Source organism: Streptomyces sp. NPDC030995 (assembly GCF_055571215.1).
In genome coordinates, this window is the sequence record NZ_JBVIFS010000006.1 from 327036 (window position 1) to 345074 (window position 18039).

Sequence of the window (18039 nt, forward strand, 5' to 3'; positions counted from 1 at the left end):
TCTCACCCGTGGTGCTCACCTCGCTTCTCCGCGTCTCGCGGGCTCACCCAGCGCCTGCGCCCCGTCCCGGGATCCGGCGCGGGCTCCGGCCGGTCGAGGCGGCTCGCCTCGTCCGTGTCGGCGGCGGCCGTCCGCTCTCGGTCGGGGCGCTCGGTGCCCTGCTCGCGCCGCCGGGAGCCGTGCCCCGCGTGTGGAGGGACGCCTCCGGCGCCACCCTGCTCATCCATGGCTGCCTCCTCCGTCGTCGATCGAGTCCCTCCCTCCCTGGCGGCTGCCCGTCCGCCTGCGGCGGAAACCGGACGGGACCGGTCGATGAGAACCCCGGGTGGCGGTCGGCGGGGCTACGCTCCACAAGATGGAACGCGCAGAGGTGCTCAGGCGAGTGATCGGCATCCTCACCGAGGCCCAGGACATCCGCCGAGCCACCGAAGCCGGACAGGACGACGACGGCCCTGCGGCGACGGCCGGGGTGGCCACGCAGCTCCTGAACGAAATGCTGCCGTCGATCAGCGTGCCGGCCGACGCCTCTCCCCAGGAGGTGGCGGCGCTGGTTGCCAAGGCGCTCGGCCCGGCCCTGCACACGATGGTCTCGGGGTTCAGCCTGGCGTTCACCAGTCTCGCGATCGCGCACGACAACGGGCGGACGGACGTGTCCTCGATCGAGGTCCTCCAGGAACTGGCGCTGGAGGTCGAGATGGGGACCTACGACGAGGGTCCGTAGCGCCTTGCGTCGTCAGGTGCGGCGCGGCCACCGGGCGGGCCGCCCGACGGGCCCCGTCACGAGGGGTCGCCCTCCTGGTACCTGCGGTACGCCATGTGACCGCCCAGTGCGCCGCTCGCGGCGACCGCGATCAGCCCGGCCAGTGACCACGCCCGGCCCCTCACCGCATCGCCCCGGAGCCGGGCAACGAGCGAGGACGTGTAGCAGGCGACCGCGGCCAGGTTCGCCGCCACGTGGGTGAGGCCGACCCGGGCCTGTCGCGGCGGCAGGTCCGCCCAGTCCACCCAGCCGGAGACCGCCGCCGGACCGACGCCGGCCAGGCCGACGGCCGTGAGGACCGTGGCCGCACGCTGGGCTCCGGGCACCGCGTCCAGAATCCCGGCCGAGAGCCAGCAGCCGATCGGTACCTGTACCAGCAAGGGATGTGCGGGATGGCCGAGTGGCTCTCCGCGCAGCAGATCGCGGACGCCGCCCAGGGGAAGCGCACGGACGCCCCGCTGGAGAACGCGGATGGCCGGATCCACCGCAGTCGTCTCCTCGATGCCGGCGACGGCGGTGAGCCAGATCTCCGACGCCTTGTGGAGGGCCGGTGCGTGCCCCGGATCCGTCGGCCTGTCGAATCCGTCGAAGGTGTGTGTGTTCATGCCCGGCGCCTACCCGGCTTCGCGCCGCCATCCCCCTCCCCGGGCGTGGCGGCAGCGCGGGGGCGGCCTCGCGGGGTGCGTTGCCCGGGCGCGTCGGTCAGTGCCCGGGCTCGTCGGGGCGGGTCATCCGCCGTTCCTGCCGCTTCCTGAGTTCCTCCGGGCTCTTGCCGGGGACCGGCCTGCTGGCCTCGGGGTGAACCGGGTCGGGACCGGGATGCGGGGGTACCTGCTCCTCACGCCCCCCGGCCGGCTCCTGGCTCTTGTCCCCAGGGGCTCCGGCCTCACCAGGGGCTTCGGCACGGACGCTACGGGGGTGCTGGTGACTGTTCATCTGTCCTCCACCGAATCCCTGTTCTTACCCCGAGCATCGCACGTCCGCCCCGGCCGACAACGGCACCCACCGCGGGCGTCCGCCGCTTGCGGCCCTCTTTTCCGGGTAGCCGCGAGGGCGTGAGCTACGTGAACCGCGGCAAGGAGTACACCCGCGACAGCCGGTACATCACCACGCGCATCACGGCGGACGGGCGCGACGGCTTCCCGGTGGAGCCGGGCCGCTACCGGCTGGTGGTCAGCCGTGCCTGTCCGTGGGCGAGCCGGGCCATGATCGTACGCAGACTCCTGGGGCTGGAGACGGCCCTCGGCATGGCCGTCGCAGGGCCGGAGCACGACGAGCGCAGCTGGTCCTTCCACCTCGACCCCGGCGGCCGCGATCCCGTACTCGGCATCGAACGGCTGCGCGACGCCTACCTCGCTCGCGATCCCGGCTACGACCGCGGCATCACGGTGCCGGCGATCGTGGACGTACCGTCAGGCGAGGTGGTGACCAACGACTTCCCGCAGATCACGATCGACTTGTCGCTGGAGTGGCGGCCCTACCACCGGGCCGGGGCGCCCGATCTCTACCCGGCCGCTCTGCGGCCGGAGATCGACGCGGTGAACAGCCTGGTCTACGAGGACGTGAACAACGGCGTCTACCGGGCCGGGTTCGCCGGGTCGCAGGAGGCGTACGCCTCGGCCTACGAGCGCCTCTTCGCGCGGCTGGACTGGCTGTCGCACCGGCTGGGGGGATCCCGGTACCTCGTCGGCGACACGATCACCGAAGCGGACGTGCGCCTGTTCACCACGCTCGTACGCTTCGACGCCGTCTACCACGGCCACTTCAAGTGCAACCGGCGCAAGCTCACCGAGATGCCGGTGCTCTGGGCGTACGCGCGGGACCTGTTCCAGACGCCCGGCTTCGGCGACACCGTCGACTTCGACCACATCAAGCGGCACTACTACCTGGTGCACGACGACATCAACCCCACCGGCATCGTGCCGCAGGGCCCGGACCTGTCGGGCTGGCTGGAGCCCCACCGCCGCGCGGCATTCGGCGGACGGCCGTTCGGCGACGGCACCCCGCCCGGGCCGGTGGCCCCCGGCGAGGAGGTACCGGCCGGCCACACCGCATCCGCCTGAGCCGGGAGGAAACGCCCGTAACGCGTCATTCGGCGCCGCTGCGGGAAGGCACTCGGGTATGCCGGAAATGATCAGCAGCTTCGCCACCCGTGTCGCTCGACGTCGGCGCGAGCCCGTCGCCGTCCAAGCCTTGCGCTCCACCGCCGCGGCCGTCATCAGCTACGTCGTCGCGCTCCGCCTGAGCAGCGAGCCGAACCCGCTGACCGCACCGCTGACCGCCCTGCTCGTCGTCCAGGTCACCCTCTACTCGACCTTGACCACCAGCATCCGGCGGGTGAACTCGGTGATCGTCGGCGTTCTGATCGCGATCGGTTTCAGCGTGCTGGTGGGCCTCACCTGGTGGAGCCTCGGCCTGCTCATCCTGGCCTCCCTGGTGGTGGGCCACCTGGTCCGCGTCGACGAGTTCGTCCCCGAGGTCGCGATCAGCGCGATGCTCGTCCTGGGTGTCACCCAGGTCGCGGACACGGCCTGGGACCGGGTCCTGGAGACGCTGATCGGCGCGGCGGTCGGACTGCTGGTCAACCTGCTCCTCGCGCCGCCCCTCTGGGTCGGCCCGGCGGGTACCGCGATCACCGACCTCGCCGCCCGTATGGGCCGACTGCTCGACCACCTCGGCGAGGAACCCCTCGGACCGGCCAAAGTCGAACAGGCCGCGGCCCGGCTGCACGAGGCACGCCGGCTCGACAACGACATCGCGCAGGTCGATGCCGCCCTCCGGCAGGCCGAGGACAGCCTCCGGCTCAATCCGCGGGTCAAGGAGGGGCTGCTCTTCCGGCTGGTGCTGCGCACGGGTCTGGACACCTTGGAGATCTGCGCGGTGGTGCTGCGCGTGGCCTGCCGTACGCTCACCGACCTGGCCAAGGCCCGGCCCGACGGTCCGCTCTTCGCGACCGAGACCGCGAGCGCGCTGCAGCAGGTGCTGCGCCACACGGCCGTCGCCGTGGAGAGCTTCGCCCAGCTGATCACCGCGCAGGTCAGCGCCAACGCCGAAGAGGCGGAGGCCCGCCTGACCGCGGAACTGGCCGTGGCCCGGGCGCACCGCGACCGGCTCGCGCACCTGCTGCTGGCCGATGCCCGCGAGGATCCGGCGCACTGGCAGTTGCACGGCGCCCTGCTCGCCGAGATCGACCGGGTCCTCGACGAACTGGGCGTGGACAAACGTTCTCAGCGCCTGCTGGAGGAACTCGACCACCACACCCGCACCCGGCGCACGGGTCGCCTGCGGGATCGCCTGCGGGATCGCCTGCGGGATCGCCTGCGCGGGCGCGGCCGGGGCGATGACGAGGACGTGCTGTCGAAGTAGCCTCGCCCGCGAGCGGGGGGTGGGGGACGAGGAGCGGCGCGGATCGTCGCCGCCGCCCCGCACGGAGCGGGATTGGTCCGCCGGGGGCTGGGCAGGGGCTCACGGAAGGGAGGAGACCCGGCCCGTGCCGGCCGCACCGCTCCGGAAGGACGCCCTGATGAAGCCGACGACGACGATGGCCCGCCGGATACTGCGCGAGTACGGCGAGACGTACGCGCACGAAGCCGGCATCCGGTTGCGGAACACTCCGGCTCCGCTGTACCAGCTCCTGGTGCTGTGTGTACTGCTGTCGGCGCCGATCCGTGCGACCACGGCGGTCGCGGCGGCCCGGGAGCTGTTCGCGGACGGGCTCCGCACCCCGCGGAAGATGGCGGACTCGGACTGGCAGGACCGCGTGGACGCCCTGGGGCGCGCCCACTACCGCAGGTACGACGAGAGCACGGCCACCGCGCTCGGCGACGGAGCGCGGCTGCTGCTCGAACGCTGGCACGGCGACCTGCGCGAGCTGCGGGACGAAGCCGGCGGTGACCTCACCCGCGTGCGGGATCTGCTCCAGGAGGTGCCCAGGATCGGCCCGACGGGCGCCGACATCTTCTGCCGCGAGGCCCAGGCCGTCTGGCCGGAGCTGCGCCCCTTCATCGACGCGCGCGTCCGCGAGGCGGCGTCCGGCGTCGGCCTGCCCCGCACGCCGAAGGCCCTCGCCGGGCTCGTACCGCCGCGCGAGTTCACCCGGCTCGCCGACGGCCTCGTACGCGTGAGCCTGACCCCTGACGCGGCCGACCGGCTGCGCGCCGCATGAGTGGGCCGCGCCCCGCCGACGCGGCCGGTACGGAGGTGGTGGCGATGTGCGCGAGCGCAAGCACGGGCACGGGCACGGGCACGGGCGTCGGCGCGGCCTCACCCGCCGGTCAGGACTACGACGCAAGCCCCTATCTGCCGTCACGCGGCGGCCTGCCGAGCCTGCGGCGGGCGGCGGCCGGCTGCCGGGGGTGCCCGCTGTTCGAGGACGCGACCCAGACGGTCTTCGGCAAAGGGCCGGCCGGCGCGCGGCTGATGCTCGTAGGCGAACAGCCGGGTGACCAGGAGGACCGGCAGGGCGAGCCGTTCGTGGGCCCGGCGGGACAGTTGCTGCGCAGGGCGCTCGATGAGGCGGGGCTCGGGGACGAGGACGCGTACGTGACCAACGCGGTCAAGCACTTCAAGTTCACGACGACCCCGCGCGGCAAGCGCCGCATCCACAAGGCGCCGAGTCTGCGGGAGATGACCGCCTGCCGGCCCTGGCTCGCGGCGGAACTGCGGCTGGTCGACCCCGAGGTGCTGGTGGTACTGGGAGGTACGGCGGGCAAGGCGCTGCTCGGCTCCTCGTTCCGGGTGGGTGAGCGGCGTGGGGTGCTGCTGCCGATGCCCGCGCCGGCCGGCGGGGAGAGGGACCCGGGGCACGGACGGTTGCTGGCGACGGTGCATCCGTCGGCCGTCCTCCGTGCGGACGACCGGGATTCCGCCTTCGCGGGTCTGGTCGCGGACCTGTCCGTGGCCGCCACCGTGCTGGAGTGAGCGGGCTGGGCTTCGGCCCGATCCGACGCACAAGGAGGGGCGCCGGACGCGGAGGCGTACTTCCTGACGCGGCGGGGCTCCTGCATCATGGCCGGGCACCGGAGTTCACCCGCGCGGGGGCCGCCCCGCGTCCCGCTACCGATCGCGACCCGGAGGCCCGTGTGCCGTCGCACGACCAGACGAGGCGCGATGAGCTGTACCTCGACCCGTACCCGCTCTACGCCCGCGCCCGCCGGACCGAGGGACTGACCTACGTACCCGAGTTCGACGCGTGGCTGGTGGCCCGGGACCAGGACGTACCGCTGGACGGCTACCTCCGCGACCGGCACACCGCGCGAACCTGGAGGAGCGGACCACCTACACCTACACCGTCAAAGCCGTCGACGCCGCCGGAAACGCATCGGCCGCGTCCACCGCGGCCCGGGCCACCACGGGGGACAAGCCCGCGACGCCCGGCGCGGGCAAGCCGCTGGGCACCGACCCTCGCAAGGACCCGATCTACTTCGTCCTCACCACGCGCTTCGACGACGGCGACCCGTCGAACAACCGCGGCGGCAGCCAGCACGTGAAGTCGGGCAACGCCGCGAACAACGACCCCATGTTCCGCGGCGACTTCAAGGGCCTGTTCACGCCGACCGTCTACGGCGTGCGGGACAAGGACTGGGCCTGGCACTACGACGAGAAGCAGCCCGGCTTCGAGTACGACGGCCTGACCATCGACCCCAAGAGCGGCAAGTCGTACTACAACGGCGACCTGTGGTCGACGGCCGAGCCGTCCGGCAACACCTGCGTCGACTGGGGCAAGCCGACCCAGTGGACCTCGCCCGAGGGCTACCGCATCTACAACTGCCAGTGGCCGAGTCCGACGTCCGGCATGTTCCCGAAGTCGCTTTACCACAGTTGCTGGATCGGCAACTGGGAGGGTGAGGACTCCCGTTCCTGCTGGCTGCACGACGACCTCGCCGACTTCGACACCGAGTCCGCGCCCGTGCAGAACTACCTGATCGGCGCCTACAACAAGTACATCGACATGGGCGTGGACGGTTTCCGGGTCGACACGGCCGTCCACATCCCGCGCACCACTTGGAACCGTCGCTTCCTGCCCGCCATCACCGAACGCGTCACCCGGCAGCACGGCGCCGAGGCGGCGAGGAACTTCTTCGTCTTCGGCGAGGTCGCCTCCTTCGTCAACGACAAGTGGAACCGCGGCTCGGTCAACCACTCCGCGCAGTTCTTCACGTGGAAGGAGCGCAAGGAGTACGCACTCGACGACGCCAAGGCGGCGCTCGAAATGTACGACTACGAGCAGCAGGCCGGACCGGCGAACCAGCCCACCTCCACCAACGCCTTCCTGAACGGCAACAGTTACCACGCCCCGGACCACGGCCGGTCCTCCGGCATGAACGTGATCGACATGCGCATGCACATGAACTTCGGTGACGCCGCGAACGCCTTCCACAACGGCAAGGACTCCGACGACAGCTACAACGACGCCACCTACAAAGTCGTCTACGTCGACAGCCACGACTACGGACCCAACAAGAGCAGCGAACGCTACGCCGGCGGCACGGACGCCTGGGCCGAGAACATGTCGTTGATGTGGACCTTCCGCGGCATCCCCACCCTCTACTACGGCTCGGAGATCGAGTTCCAGGCCGGCAAGAAGATCGACTGCGGTCCCACCTGCCCGCTCGCCACCACCGGCCGCGCCTACTTCGGCGACCACCTCGCGGGCACGGTCACCGCCTCCGACTTCTCCAAGGTCGACTCCGCCGGCGGTACGGTCGCCACCACCCTGCAGCAGCCGCTCGTCCAGCACGTGCAGCGGCTGAACCAGATCCACCGGGCGGTGCCCGCCCTGCAGATGGGCCAGTACTCCACCGAGGGCATCCAGGGCCGGATGGCGTACAAGCGCCGCTACACCAGCGGCGCCACGGACAGCTTCGCGCTGGTCACCGTCACCCACGACGCCACCTACACCGGCATCCCGAACGGCACCTACACCGACGCCGTCACCGGCGACACGCGGACCGTCACCGACGGCAGGCTCACCGTGGCCGCGCCCGGCAAGGGCAACCTGCGGTCTACGTCCTGAACGGCGCCGGCAGGATCGGCGCCGCCGGCCCCTACCTGAAGTAGTCACCGCGGTACGTGCACCGGGGCCTCGCATACCGCTTCGAGGACCCGGTCCACCTGCCCTTCCCCGGGGCGACGACCAGCCACCCCGCCGGCCACCTCTGGCGCATCGCGTGAGGTGGCCGATACTGGAAAGCACGGGCCCCCTGCGAGCAACGATCCCAGAGGCGGTGGCCGACCCGTGTACCCACCTGTTCCGACCGGCGACGGAGCGCCCCGGCACGCTTCCACGCCGGGCCAGTACGGCAAGACCGTGTTCCCGCCCGATCAGGCCGGCGAGGACGCACGCATCGACCTCGGCGCGCTCGCCTACGACGACATCTCGATCGCCCGGCTGCGCGAGCTGGGCGCAGGACCCGGCTGGAGCTGCCTCGACGTGGGAGCGGGCACCGGCAGCGTCGCCCGCCGGCTGCTCGGGGAGCTCGGCGTCGCGAGCGTGCTGGCGGTGGACCGCGACGTCCGCTTCCTCGCCGCCCATCCGCAGCCCGGACTCGACGTCCTGGAGACGGACCTCGGCGCCCCCGGGTTCGACCCCGGGCGGTTCCACCTGGTCCACGCCCGCTTCGTGCTGATGCACCTGCCTGCCCGGCAGCAGCTGATCGCCCGCCTCGGCAAGCTGCTCGTCCCCGGCGGAACACTGGTCCTCAGCGATGCGATCGACCTGACCACCGATCTTGCGCCCGCGAGCCCGTACACGCTGGCGATGCAGGCCATGTGGCAGGGCCTGCACGACACCATCGGCACCGACATCTCCGGCACGCCGCGCTACCCGCAGCTGCTGCACGGCCTCGGGCTGGGCTCCGTAGCCGCCGAGGTCCATGTCCCGCCCCTCGTTCCGGGCAGCCCCATCAGCCGTTTCTGGGCGCAGACATGGAACCGCGCCAGGGAGTCGATGACCGCGACCGGGCTGGTGGACGAAGCGGACATCGACGCGGCGATCCGGTATCTCGATTCTCCCGACTGCGCGGCCCTGTCACCGGGAATGCTCACGGCCTGGGGCCGCCGGCCCACGGGCTGAAGACCCTGGGCCGGCGGCCGGCGGCACGGGGGCCGGCGGCACGGGGGCCGGAATCGTCAGCCGGTGCAGCCCGCGACGGCGCCGGCCGGAGCGCAGTTGTTCGGCTGGTTGTCGCGGATGACGTCGCCGTTCAGGGTGAGGACGCCGGACGCCTTGAAGATGCCACCGCCGTCACCCGCCCGGTTGTGGGCGATGGTGTTCCGCTCCAGCGTGGTGGTGCCCAGCCCGGCCGGCCCCCCGGCGTGGTAGAGGCCGCCGCCCTGCGCGGTGCCGCCCTTCGCGATGACCGTGTTGTGGAAGACCTTGTTGCGCTTGGCCGTCAGGGTGCCGCCGTCGGGATTGTCGAGGCCGCCGCCCTGAGCCGTACCGCCCGGTGCGACGGCGCTGTTGCCGCTGATGTGGCTGCCCGTCAGGTCGAGCGTGCCGAAGGGACCGATGCGCACGCCGCCACCGCGCGCGGTGCCGTCCTTGGCTACCGCCCGGTTGTGACTGATCTCCACCTTGCTCACGGTCATCAGGGCGTTGTTCGCGATGCCCCCGCCCTGGGCGAAGCCGTGCGGAGCGTCGGACGTGTTGTCCGTGATGGCGCCGCCGGTCACGGTCAGCCTGCCGGGCTCCGGAATGCCGTTGGAGACGGCGGCACGCGCGAACCCGCCCGGAGCGAAGGACCGGTTCTTGCTGATGACCGTGTCCTCGACGGTCGTCTCGGCGAAGCTGATGATGCCGGCCCCGAAGGCGAAGCTCTGCGTGTCCTCCTTCACGGTCGCGGTGTTCCCGGTCAGCCGGGAACGGGTGACCGTCAGCGGACCGTCGTTCGCGATGGCGGCTCCCGCGGCGCCGCCGCCGACTTCGCTGCCGCTGTAGATGACGTGGTTCCCGGTGACCTCGGTCTCGCTCACGCTGCCGGTGCCGGGGTTGTCGATGGCGCCGCCCTGGGCGAACACGTCGGACCGGGAGGTGTTGCCGGTGAACTTGCTGCGGGTCACCTTCATCCTTCCGGCGTTGGAGATGCCGCCGCCGCAGGCCAGGCCCTGGAGGTCGGGGAAGGCGGGGCAGTCCGTGGCGAAGCCACCGCTGATCGTCGTGTGGGTGAGCGTGAGGTTTCCCGTCGGACCGACGAAGAGGATCCGGAACCTCGGCACCGAGTTCTCGCGCCCGTCCCGCCTGATCGTGGCCCCGCGCCCCTCGATGGTGATCTCACTGGTGATCACCGGCAGCCCGTTGCCGGGGTTGACGGTGTCCGGCGCCGTCAGCTTGTACGTGCACTTGCGCGCCAGCCGGAGCGTGTCGGGTCCCGGTGAGCTGTTCGCGGTGTTGATCGCCGCGACGAGGTCCGGGACCGAGCAGCGCACCTGCACCGTGGCGGCGTGAGCGGCCGGGACGGGGACCGCCACCAGCGCGCCCGCCACTAGGCCGAGGACGACCGGGACATGCCGACGAGACATCGGAGACTCCTCTTTCTGCGGTGTACGGCCGGCCGTCAGGGCCTGCGACCAGCCGAGCCCAGCCGACCACGCGCAACCGCCGTCGGCTCCCCCGCCTGATCCGTACGGGCGGGCGGACAGCCCGGACGGCTCACGAACACGCGCAAACGGACCAAGGGCGGGCGAGGGGCCCTGCACACCGCCGACCGGCCGGCCGACCGCGACTCTGACACACGGTCATCCGCGCGTCGCGTGGCGATCCGTCACCAAGCTGCTGCGGCCCGCAGCCCGGCGGTGTGCGGGGGCGGCCGGGGCTGCACCTGGATAATGAATCCCACCCGGGCCGGCGCCGTACGCTCGCACGGTCGCGGGCCCTGCCGACCGGAGAGACGAAGGATCGATGACGCTCGAAGAAGGCCAGCGCGTGAAGCTGGCGGCGGACCTCAGACTGGCCGGGTCGGTCGTTCCTGCCGGGGACTTCCCGGATTCGGCGGATGCCGTCGCCGGCTCCCTGTCCCTGGCATCGGGCACCGAGGGCACCGTCGAGCGGGTGCACGAGCCGCGTCAGCAGCAGAGCCAGGAGGTCCGCGAGTACGTACGGCTCAAGTCACTGCTGGACGACTTCGGCCACCAGATGCCCCCGGGGAGCAGGAAGCAGCTCGAAGAGCAGGTCGGCTCCCTGGAACCCGAGTGGATCGCCTACCAGGGGCGGAAGCTCCGCGTGACGGTACGCGTGCGCCTCGACAACGGGTTCGTCCTCGACGACGCGCAGGAAGACATCTTCGCCTTGGCCTGACCCGCCTTCAGATCCACTTCAGGATCGGCCGTCCGCCGGCCGTGCGACGTCAAAGTGCCGTTCTGGTGGACCTTCTGACGGCGCGAGGACGACACTGGGCAGGACGTGTGCCCGTTCCCGATTCCTGAGCCGACTGGAGCAAGCGTGACTCTTCCCCACCGCCCTGCCCGGCAGCCGGATCCGGCCGCCGCCCGCCGCGCCTCCAGTGTCTTCGACGCAGTCCCGGCGCTGGACGGGGAACTGTGCCGGGACGAGGCCGCTCTCGAAGCGGCGTCCACCGACTTCGGCGGCCTCGTCCACCAGCGGCCGGCCGCGGTACTCAGGCCCGGCTCGGCCGAGGACGTCGCCACGATGGTCCGCCACTGCCGCGAGCGCGGGCTGAAAGTTGCCGGGCGGGGCCAGGGGCACTCCACCAACGGGCAGGCCCAGGTGCCCTCCGGGCTCGTCATCGACCTCAGCACCCTGAACTCCGTCGAGATCCGCGACGACACCGCCGTCGTCCAGGGCGGGGCGCTGTGGAGCGCCCTGGTCCGGGCCACCCTGCCCCTGGGCCTCACCCCGCCCGTCTTCACCGACTACCTGGAGCTGTCCGTCGGCGGCACACTGTCGGCCGGAGGCCTGGGCGGGCAGATCGGCCGGTACGGGACACAGGCCGACAACGTCCTCGAACTCCAGGTGGTCACCGGCGAAGGCGAGCTGACGACCTGTTCGGCCACCCTGCGCCCCGACCTTTTCCGGGCCGCCCTCGGCGGTCTCGGACAGTGCGCGCTCATCACCCGCGCCACCATCCCGCTGGTCCCCGCGCCCCGCTCCGTACGGCTCTACACACTGACCTGCCCGAGCGTTGCCGCGCTCACCGCCCAGCAGGCCGAGCTGATCGAGGACGGTCGCTTCGACTACCTCGTCGGCCAGGTCCAGTCGCCTTCCCCGGAGGGCTGGACGTACGTGATCGAGGCCGCGGCCTACGACGCGACACGCGCTGACGACGCCCGCCTGACCCACGGCCTGGAATACACCGCGGTCGAGGCCCAGGACGTGCCCTACTTCGACTTCCTCAACCGGATCGCCCCGCTGGTGGAGACGTTGAAGTCCATCGGTGAGTGGAAGCGGCCCCACCCCTGGTACGACAGCCTGCTCCCCGCCTCCTCGGTCGACGCCGTCGTCACGGAGACGCTCGCGGGCCTCAAGGCCGACGCGATCGGCGCGAGCGCGGTCATCCTGCTGTACCCCGTCCTCACCGCCAAGTGCACGACCCCGCTGCCGGTCATGCCGGACGAAGAGCTCGCCTATCTCTTCTCCCTCCTCAAAACCGCTTCGCCCGGGGCGGATTCCCCCGAGGAGATGGTCGCCGCGAATCGCACCCAGTACGACGCCACGCTCGACGCGGGCGGCCACTGGTACCCGATCGGGTCGGTGCCGCTCGCTCGGGCCGACTGGGTGCGTCACTTCGGCACCTTCTGGAACGAGTTCGAGGCCGCACGGCAGCGTTACGACCCCGACGGCATCCTCACCCCAGGCCAGCGCATCTTCTGATGCGCCCGGCGCTCGTGTCCGGCGGGGTCAGGTGTGCAGGCGGCTGTTGGGGCCGTCCTGGTCGCCGGCGCTCTCGTCGTTGAACCAGTAGTCCCCGGCCGCCAGGTACCGGAAGGAGTGGGTGCTCTCACTGGGCAGCTCGACCGTGACGGCGCGCTTGCCGTCCTTGCGGGACTTGAGGGTGTGGACGCCGGGCTGCCAGTCGTTGAAGTCGCCCACCACGCTGACCGGCCCCGGCGGGGTGTCGGCGGGAAGGATGAAGGTGACCTCGGTCCGGTCCTTGCGCAGCGTGCGCTCCAGCATGGGCGGGCTCCTGACGGTGGCAGCGGATGGGTACGCCGCCCATCGTCGGGGGCGGGCGCGCGGACCGCACGTCGACCCGGCCACACCGGTCACGGCGTCACCCGCCCACCACATTCGGTAACACAAATGATGCGAGTCATCACGGTGGATGTCAGGGTGGGCGAGCAGGAACCCTTCCGTCACCGTCACAGAGGAGCCGGGTATGCAGGACAAGCGCCAGGAACCGGGCAAGGGCCGCGAGGAGCAGAAGCGGATGCACCGCCCGGGCCAGGACCCCGTCCACCCCGGTGAAGGCCAGGAGGGCGCCCGGGGCAAGAGCCCCGAGGAGCTCAAGCAGCCGCGCAAGGACGAGATGCCCGACGAAGAGCACTGACCCGGGCAGAACCCGTACACCTCACGCACGCAGGACCCGGCCGGGCCCGTAGTCACCATCACCTCGGCCGGGTCCTGTCACGTTCGCGGGAACCAGGGCACGACGGGGAGCCGGCCCGAACCTCGGGGTTTCAACCGCCCGCCAGTGAGCACCCGCCAGATGATGGAAAACCCGATCGAGGAGGCCGATGGTATGGCGGGCGAGTCGAAGGACCAGGATGTCGTCGAGGTGATCCTCAAGGACCACCGCACCATGGAGGAGCTGTTCCGCCGCATGCGGAGCGTCGAAGCCGACCGTGCGGGAGCACTGGAGAAGTTCTCGGCCCTGCTCATCGCGCACGGCGAGGCGGAGGAAGCCAAGGTCTACGGGGCGCTCAAACGCTTCAAGGACGTCGACAACGAGGAAGTGGAGCACGGCGAGGAGGAACACGCCGAGGGCAACAAGGCACTGCTGGCGCTGCTCGAAGTGGACGAGGTCGGCTCCGAAAAGTGGGACGAACGGCTGGAGGACCTGGTCAAGGCGGTCTCCCACCACGTGGACGAGGAGGAGCGGACGATCCTCAACGGCGCCAGGGAAAACGTCCCCGACGACCGCCGGGCCGAGCTGGGCACCGCCTTCCTGAAGGAGCGCGAGAAGCAGCTGGCATCCGGCTGCGGCAGCATCGAGAACGTGCGCAAGATCGTGGGCGGGTGACAACGACATGAGCGAGCAGGAGCGGCCGCGCCGGCAACCGCGCACCACACCGTCCCAGGCGGTCGGCGAGAGCGGTGACCGGGAAGCCCGGCAGGCGGCGGACAGGGCCGTCGCGGGCACTGCGGGCGGCCTGGGCGCTGCCGGCCCCGCCGACGCCGCCGACGCGGGCGGTCATTCCGCCAAGCGCCAGCGTCCCGGCATCGGCCGGGAGGAGCAGACACGTCCGCACCGTCCGAGCGGGGAGCGTCCTGCGCCCGGGAGCACCGATCACTGAGCCCTGAGCGTCGGGCGTCGGGCGTCGGGCGTTCAGGAGGCACGCCGGCCCCCCTTCCCTCAGGTGACGGGTTCCGGCGCCGGCACGGGACCGGGCAGGGGCCCCGGCTGGGGGTGCGGCTCGGGCCGCGGTGCCGGCGGCGGCCGGGGGTCGGGTTCGGGCTGCGGAGGTGCCGGAGGCACCGGGTCCGGCCCGCCGGGAGCGGGTACGGGGCCGGGCAGCGGCCCGGGCTGCGGGCCGGGGCCCGGGCCCGGCGCCGGAGTGGGGCTGGGCGGTACGGGGTCGTTCGGTGGAGTGCCCATCACGGCTGCGTCCGGGAGGGGCGGAGGCTGCGGTGGACCGGGCGCCGGCTCCGGGGTGGGGCCGGGTCCCGGTGCCGGTCGTGGCGCCTGGGGATCACCGGGCCAGGGATGGGTGGGAGGCGCCGGACGCGGATCCGAGGGATCCCGCGGGAAGGGATGAGTGGGCGGACCGGTCTTCGGATGCGTCATGGTGACTCCCGAGGGTCGTCTGGAGACCGGCGGCAGCGCCGGTCAGACACGGTCGAGGGCGTCGTCATCGCTGCTCGTGTCCGCGCGGACGATGGCGCCTCGTACGAAGCGGGAGACCCGTCGACACCCACCACCACACGGGGAATCCGACCGCTGGTGTCCATGGCCTCGTCCCTCCTCCCTCTGCACGGGCTTCCGCACGGGTGTACGACTGCCCGGCTCCATGGGGGCCTCCCGCGCCTACCCGCGCCGCAGAGCCGTAGACACGGCGGCCGGAACGATGAGCCGCCCGTGTGAGCCCGCTGGGACTGCCCGTGATCACCGGTTGGGCCTGTGCACGTCCCTCCTCGCCATCGTCTGCGCGGCGCTCTTCGTACGGGCCGCAGCGACGGCCGCACCGGCCCTGCTCTGGCTCTTCTCCGGCCTGTGGGTCCTCACCGCGATCTGCCTGCTCCTGCTGGTGTGCCGTTGGGGCCGCACCAAACTGACGTCCATCGTCGACCGCACGAAGGGCGCGCCGAAGGCTGAGCCGCCCGACCGCCCGGAGCGAGACGCGAGTGGGGCCGTGGCCTCACCGCCTCAGGACTTGCGCCAGTGGAACTTCCCACCGCCGACCCACCGGACCTCGCCCGGGTCGTCCAGGTCGTGGATCGTGATGCCGGCGGCCGCGGCGGTCAGGATCACATCCGTCATGGACCGGGCGGTGCTGGCGACCTCGCCGTCGATTTCCACGATGCGGAAGGGCGGGTCACCGGGATACACGCCCAGTACCGTGACTCGCGCCGCGGAGATGTACGGACTCGCACTTTCGGTCATGGCGACTCTCCTCCACTTCATGGCCAGAGTGCCACGACGCGGCCCCGGCGGCCACGATCACACTCACCGCAGGCCGGGAACACGATCAGAAAATGCACCCTTTCCCGCACCTCTCGGAGGCCGGGAGAGTCGTCATTCGTTCTGCGTGTTCTCGTAGCCGTGTGGTCTGCGGTGCGCGACCATACGGACGCCGACAGTGCTCAATTCGGAAAGCAGACAAGGTCGAGAGCAAGCAGCCAACAGCCAGTAGACGGAAAACACCGCGACAGGAAGAAGGACGGACGTGTCCGGCAGCGAAAGCGAGAACCCCGTAATCCCCACCCCGGCCCCCGCGCCGGGCCGCCCCAGGACGAACCGGGACTGGTGGCCGAATCAGCTGGACCTTCAGGTTCTCCACCAGCACTCGCCTCGCTCCAATCCGATGGGTGAGGACTTCAACTACGCAGAAGAGTTCGCCACCCTGGACGTCGACGCGCTGAAGCAGGACGTCTTCGACGTGATGACCACGTCGCAGGACTGGTGGCCTGCCGACTACGGCCACTACGGGCCGCTCTTCATCCGGATGAGCTGGCACGCCGCGGGAACGTACCGCATCGCCGACGGCCGGGGCGGTGGCGGCTCCGGCGCTCAGCGCTTCGCCCCCCTCAACAGTTGGCCGGACAATGCGAGTCTCGACAAGGCGCGCCGTTTGCTCTGGCCGGTCAAGCAGAAGTACGGCCGGAAAATCTCATGGGCCGATCTTCTTGTCTTCGCCGGCAACTGCGCCATGGAATCGATGGGGTTCAAGACGTTCGGGTTCGGGTTCGGGCGAGAGGACATCTGGGAACCCGAGGAAATCTTCTGGGGGCCCGAGGACACATGGCTCGGAGATGAGCGCTACAGCGGCGACAGGGAACTCACCGGTCCTTTCGGTGCCGTGCAGATGGGACTGATCTACGTCAATCCGGAAGGGCCCAACGGCAACCCGGATCCGATCGCTGCCGCCAAGGACATTCGCGAGACGTTCGCGCGCATGGCGATGAATGACGAGGAGACGGTCGCGCTCATCGTCGGCGGCCACACGTTCGGCAAGTGCCACGGCGCGGTCGGTCCCGAGTACATCGGTCCGGAACCCGAGGCCTGCCCGATCGAGCAGCAGGGCCTCGGATGGAGGAACTCCTACGGCAGCGGCAGCGGCGTCGACTCGCTCACCAGTGGGCTCGAGGGCGCATGGACCTCCGAGCCGACGAAGTGGGACAACGGCTACCTGGACAACCTGTTCAAGTACGACTGGCAGTTGACGACGAGCCCGGCCGGTGCGCAGCAGTGGACCCCCACTGACCCCTCGGCCCAGGGCACGGTGCCCGACGCGCACGATCCGTCGAAACGGCACGCTCCCATGATGCTGACGACGGACCTCTCGCTGAAGCTGGATCCGGTCTACGGGCCGATCTCGAAGAGCTTCCACGAGAACCCGGCCAAGCTCGCGGAGGCGTTCGCCAAGGCCTGGTACAAGCTCTTGCACCGCGACATGGGGCCCCTCCCGCGTTACCTCGGCCCGTGGATTCCCGCGCCGCAGCTGTGGCAGGACCCCGTCCCCCCGGTCGATCACCCACTGGTCGGGGACGCGGAGATCGCCGACCTCAAGGCCCGGATCCTCGCCTCGGGACTGTCCGTCTCCCAGCTGGCCACCACCGCTTGGGCGGCGGCCGCCAGCTTCCGCGGCACCGACAAGCGGGGCGGAGCCAACGGGGCACGGATCCGGCTCGCGCCGCAGAAGGACTGGGAGGTCAATGCCCAGCTGGCCGAGGTGGTGCAGGGCCTCGACCGGATCCGGCAGGACTTCAACGGCTCGCAGACCGGCGGAACGCAGGTGTCGCTCGCCGATCTGATCGTCCTGGGCGGGTGCGCGGCCGTCGAGCAGGCAGCGAAGAACGCCGGCCACGACATCACGGTCCCGTTCGCACCGGGACGCACGGACGCCTCGCAGGAGCAGACCGACGTGGAGGCGTTCGCCGTACTCGAACCCAGGGCGGACGGGTTCCGCAACTACCTCCCGGCAGGGGAGAAGCTGTCGCCGGAGACCCTCCTGCTCGACCGCGCCAACCTGTTGACACTGACCGCCCCCGAGATGACGGTCCTGACCGGCGGCATGCGGGCCCTGAACACCAACGTCGAGCGGTCCCCACACGGCGTCCTCACCCACCGGCCCGAGACGTTGACCAACGACTTCTTCGTCAACCTGCTCGACATGGGTACGGAGTGGAAGGCCTCGACCTCGGCCGAGAACGTGTTCGAAGGCCGGGATCGCGCCACGGGCAAGGCCAAGTGGACCGCCACCGCCGTCGACCTCGTCTTCGGTTCGGACTCCCAGCTCCGGGCCGTCGCGGAGGTCTACGCCTCCGCGGACGCGGGAGAGAAGTTCGTCCGTGATTTCGTGGCGGCGTGGGACAAGGTGATGAACCTCGACAGGTTCGACCTCGCCTGAGCCCGGTGTCCCGGTCGGCCGGCCTCGCACCGGCC

The 18039-nt window shown here is 71.1% G+C and carries 17 protein-coding genes and 1 pseudogene; 13 read left to right on the forward strand and 5 right to left on the reverse strand.

The window, feature by feature from the left end:
• Positions 1 to 2 precede the first annotated feature (2 nt).
• Entirely contained in the window at positions 3 to 227 is a 225-nt protein-coding gene (locus tag ACZ45T_RS13510) for a hypothetical protein (RefSeq protein WP_468440614.1), read from the reverse strand.
• Positions 228 to 355: 128 nt separating this feature from the next.
• Here ACZ45T_RS13510 and ACZ45T_RS13515 point away from each other — a divergent pair, with 128 nt between their 5' ends.
• Complete coding sequence (locus ACZ45T_RS13515; RefSeq protein WP_468440616.1) at positions 356 to 721, forward strand: hypothetical protein; 366 nt, start codon at positions 356 to 358, stop codon at positions 719 to 721.
• A gap of 56 nt (positions 722 to 777) precedes the next feature.
• On the opposite strand, the gene ACZ45T_RS13520 is transcribed toward ACZ45T_RS13515, so the two are convergent.
• A complete protein-coding gene (locus tag ACZ45T_RS13520) occupies positions 778 to 1365 on the reverse strand; it encodes a DUF2231 domain-containing protein (protein ID WP_468440618.1) in 588 nt (195 codons plus the stop codon).
• A gap of 450 nt (positions 1366 to 1815) precedes the next feature.
• Here ACZ45T_RS13520 and ACZ45T_RS13525 point away from each other — a divergent pair, with 450 nt between their 5' ends.
• The 6 genes and pseudogenes from ACZ45T_RS13525 (at position 1816) to ACZ45T_RS13550 (ending at position 8834) form a co-directional block, all read left to right on the forward strand.
• Positions 1816 to 2823 (forward strand): glutathione S-transferase family protein, encoded by a 1008-nt coding sequence (locus ACZ45T_RS13525; RefSeq protein WP_468440620.1) that lies wholly within the window; start codon positions 1816 to 1818, stop codon positions 2821 to 2823.
• Positions 2824 to 2881: 58 nt separating this feature from the next.
• Positions 2882 to 4126, forward strand: a complete 1245-nt coding sequence (locus ACZ45T_RS13530) for an FUSC family protein (protein WP_468440621.1) — start codon at positions 2882 to 2884, stop codon at positions 4124 to 4126.
• Positions 4127 to 4283: 157 nt separating this feature from the next.
• Entirely contained in the window at positions 4284 to 4925 is a 642-nt protein-coding gene (locus ACZ45T_RS13535; RefSeq protein WP_468440622.1) for an endonuclease, read from the forward strand.
• 44 nt (positions 4926 to 4969) lie between these two features.
• Positions 4970 to 5680 (forward strand): UdgX family uracil-DNA binding protein, encoded by a 711-nt coding sequence (locus tag ACZ45T_RS13540; protein ID WP_468440681.1) that lies wholly within the window; start codon positions 4970 to 4972, stop codon positions 5678 to 5680.
• A 340-nt stretch (positions 5681 to 6020) separates the two neighbouring features.
• Positions 6021 to 7819: pseudogene (locus ACZ45T_RS13545) on the forward strand (alpha-amylase family glycosyl hydrolase); the annotation flags it as partial.
• 178 nt (positions 7820 to 7997) lie between these two features.
• Positions 7998 to 8834, forward strand: coding sequence for a class I SAM-dependent methyltransferase (locus ACZ45T_RS13550; RefSeq protein WP_468440623.1), 837 nt, complete (start codon positions 7998 to 8000; stop codon positions 8832 to 8834).
• 56 nt (positions 8835 to 8890) lie between these two features.
• Here the strand turns inward: ACZ45T_RS13550 and ACZ45T_RS13555 are convergent, their stop codons facing one another.
• Positions 8891 to 10279: a hypothetical protein gene (locus tag ACZ45T_RS13555; RefSeq protein ID WP_468440624.1), complete on the reverse strand. Its 1389-nt coding sequence runs from the start codon at positions 10277 to 10279 to the stop codon at positions 8891 to 8893.
• Between the two features lie 379 nt (positions 10280 to 10658).
• On the opposite strand from ACZ45T_RS13555, the gene ACZ45T_RS13560 reads away from it, so the two are divergent.
• Positions 10659 to 11054: a hypothetical protein gene (locus ACZ45T_RS13560; protein WP_468440625.1), complete on the forward strand. Its 396-nt coding sequence runs from the start codon at positions 10659 to 10661 to the stop codon at positions 11052 to 11054.
• Between the two features lie 144 nt (positions 11055 to 11198).
• Complete coding sequence (locus tag ACZ45T_RS13565; RefSeq protein ID WP_468440627.1) at positions 11199 to 12587, forward strand: FAD-binding protein; 1389 nt, start codon at positions 11199 to 11201, stop codon at positions 12585 to 12587.
• 27 nt (positions 12588 to 12614) lie between these two features.
• On the opposite strand, the gene ACZ45T_RS13570 is transcribed toward ACZ45T_RS13565, so the two are convergent.
• Positions 12615 to 12890 carry an isoamylase early set domain-containing protein gene (locus ACZ45T_RS13570; protein ID WP_468440629.1) on the reverse strand — a complete coding sequence of 92 codons (276 nt, stop codon included), beginning with the start codon at positions 12888 to 12890 and terminating at the stop codon, positions 12615 to 12617.
• A gap of 202 nt (positions 12891 to 13092) precedes the next feature.
• Between ACZ45T_RS13570 and ACZ45T_RS13575 the strand changes: the two genes are divergently transcribed.
• The 3 genes from ACZ45T_RS13575 (at position 13093) to ACZ45T_RS13585 (ending at position 14230) form a co-directional block, all read left to right on the forward strand.
• The gene (locus tag ACZ45T_RS13575) at positions 13093 to 13263 is read left to right on the forward strand and encodes a hypothetical protein (RefSeq protein WP_468440631.1); all 171 of its coding nucleotides are present in this window, start codon (positions 13093 to 13095) and stop codon (positions 13261 to 13263) included.
• Positions 13264 to 13455: 192 nt separating this feature from the next.
• The gene (locus tag ACZ45T_RS13580) at positions 13456 to 13956 is read left to right on the forward strand and encodes a hemerythrin domain-containing protein (RefSeq protein WP_468440683.1); all 501 of its coding nucleotides are present in this window, start codon (positions 13456 to 13458) and stop codon (positions 13954 to 13956) included.
• Positions 13957 to 13963: 7 nt separating this feature from the next.
• Entirely contained in the window at positions 13964 to 14230 is a 267-nt protein-coding gene (locus ACZ45T_RS13585) for a hypothetical protein (protein ID WP_468440633.1), read from the forward strand.
• Between the two features lie 1070 nt (positions 14231 to 15300).
• On the opposite strand, the gene ACZ45T_RS13590 is transcribed toward ACZ45T_RS13585, so the two are convergent.
• Complete coding sequence (locus tag ACZ45T_RS13590; RefSeq protein WP_468440635.1) at positions 15301 to 15537, reverse strand: hypothetical protein; 237 nt, start codon at positions 15535 to 15537, stop codon at positions 15301 to 15303.
• Between the two features lie 283 nt (positions 15538 to 15820).
• Between ACZ45T_RS13590 and katG the strand changes: the two genes are divergently transcribed.
• Complete coding sequence (gene katG / locus ACZ45T_RS13595; protein ID WP_468440636.1) at positions 15821 to 18004, forward strand: catalase/peroxidase HPI; 2184 nt, start codon at positions 15821 to 15823, stop codon at positions 18002 to 18004.
• Positions 18005 to 18039: the final 35 nt, after the last annotated feature.

What these genes read in the sequence shown, in the direction of transcription:
- ACZ45T_RS13535 (WP_468440622.1), top strand. Translation starts at nt 4,284, where the DNA reads ATGAAGCCGACGACGACGATGGCCCGCCGGATACTGCGCGAGTACGGC.
- ACZ45T_RS13510 (WP_468440614.1), bottom strand. Translation starts at nt 227, where the DNA reads ATGGATGAGCAGGGTGGCGCCGGAGGCGTCCCTCCACACGCGGGGCAC.
- ACZ45T_RS13515 (WP_468440616.1), top strand. Translation starts at nt 356, where the DNA reads ATGGAACGCGCAGAGGTGCTCAGGCGAGTGATCGGCATCCTCACCGAG.
- ACZ45T_RS13570 (WP_468440629.1), bottom strand. Translation starts at nt 12,890, where the DNA reads ATGCTGGAGCGCACGCTGCGCAAGGACCGGACCGAGGTCACCTTCATC.
- ACZ45T_RS13590 (WP_468440635.1), bottom strand. Translation starts at nt 15,537, where the DNA reads ATGACCGAAAGTGCGAGTCCGTACATCTCCGCGGCGCGAGTCACGGTA.
- ACZ45T_RS13555 (WP_468440624.1), bottom strand. Translation starts at nt 10,279, where the DNA reads ATGTCTCGTCGGCATGTCCCGGTCGTCCTCGGCCTAGTGGCGGGCGCG.
- ACZ45T_RS13580 (WP_468440683.1), top strand. Translation starts at nt 13,456, where the DNA reads ATGGCGGGCGAGTCGAAGGACCAGGATGTCGTCGAGGTGATCCTCAAG.
- ACZ45T_RS13530 (WP_468440621.1), top strand. Translation starts at nt 2,882, where the DNA reads ATGCCGGAAATGATCAGCAGCTTCGCCACCCGTGTCGCTCGACGTCGG.
- ACZ45T_RS13560 (WP_468440625.1), top strand. Translation starts at nt 10,659, where the DNA reads ATGACGCTCGAAGAAGGCCAGCGCGTGAAGCTGGCGGCGGACCTCAGA.
- ACZ45T_RS13585 (WP_468440633.1), top strand. Translation starts at nt 13,964, where the DNA reads ATGAGCGAGCAGGAGCGGCCGCGCCGGCAACCGCGCACCACACCGTCC.
- ACZ45T_RS13520 (WP_468440618.1), bottom strand. Translation starts at nt 1,365, where the DNA reads ATGAACACACACACCTTCGACGGATTCGACAGGCCGACGGATCCGGGG.
- ACZ45T_RS13575 (WP_468440631.1), top strand. Translation starts at nt 13,093, where the DNA reads ATGCAGGACAAGCGCCAGGAACCGGGCAAGGGCCGCGAGGAGCAGAAG.
- ACZ45T_RS13540 (WP_468440681.1), top strand. Translation starts at nt 4,970, where the DNA reads ATGTGCGCGAGCGCAAGCACGGGCACGGGCACGGGCACGGGCGTCGGC.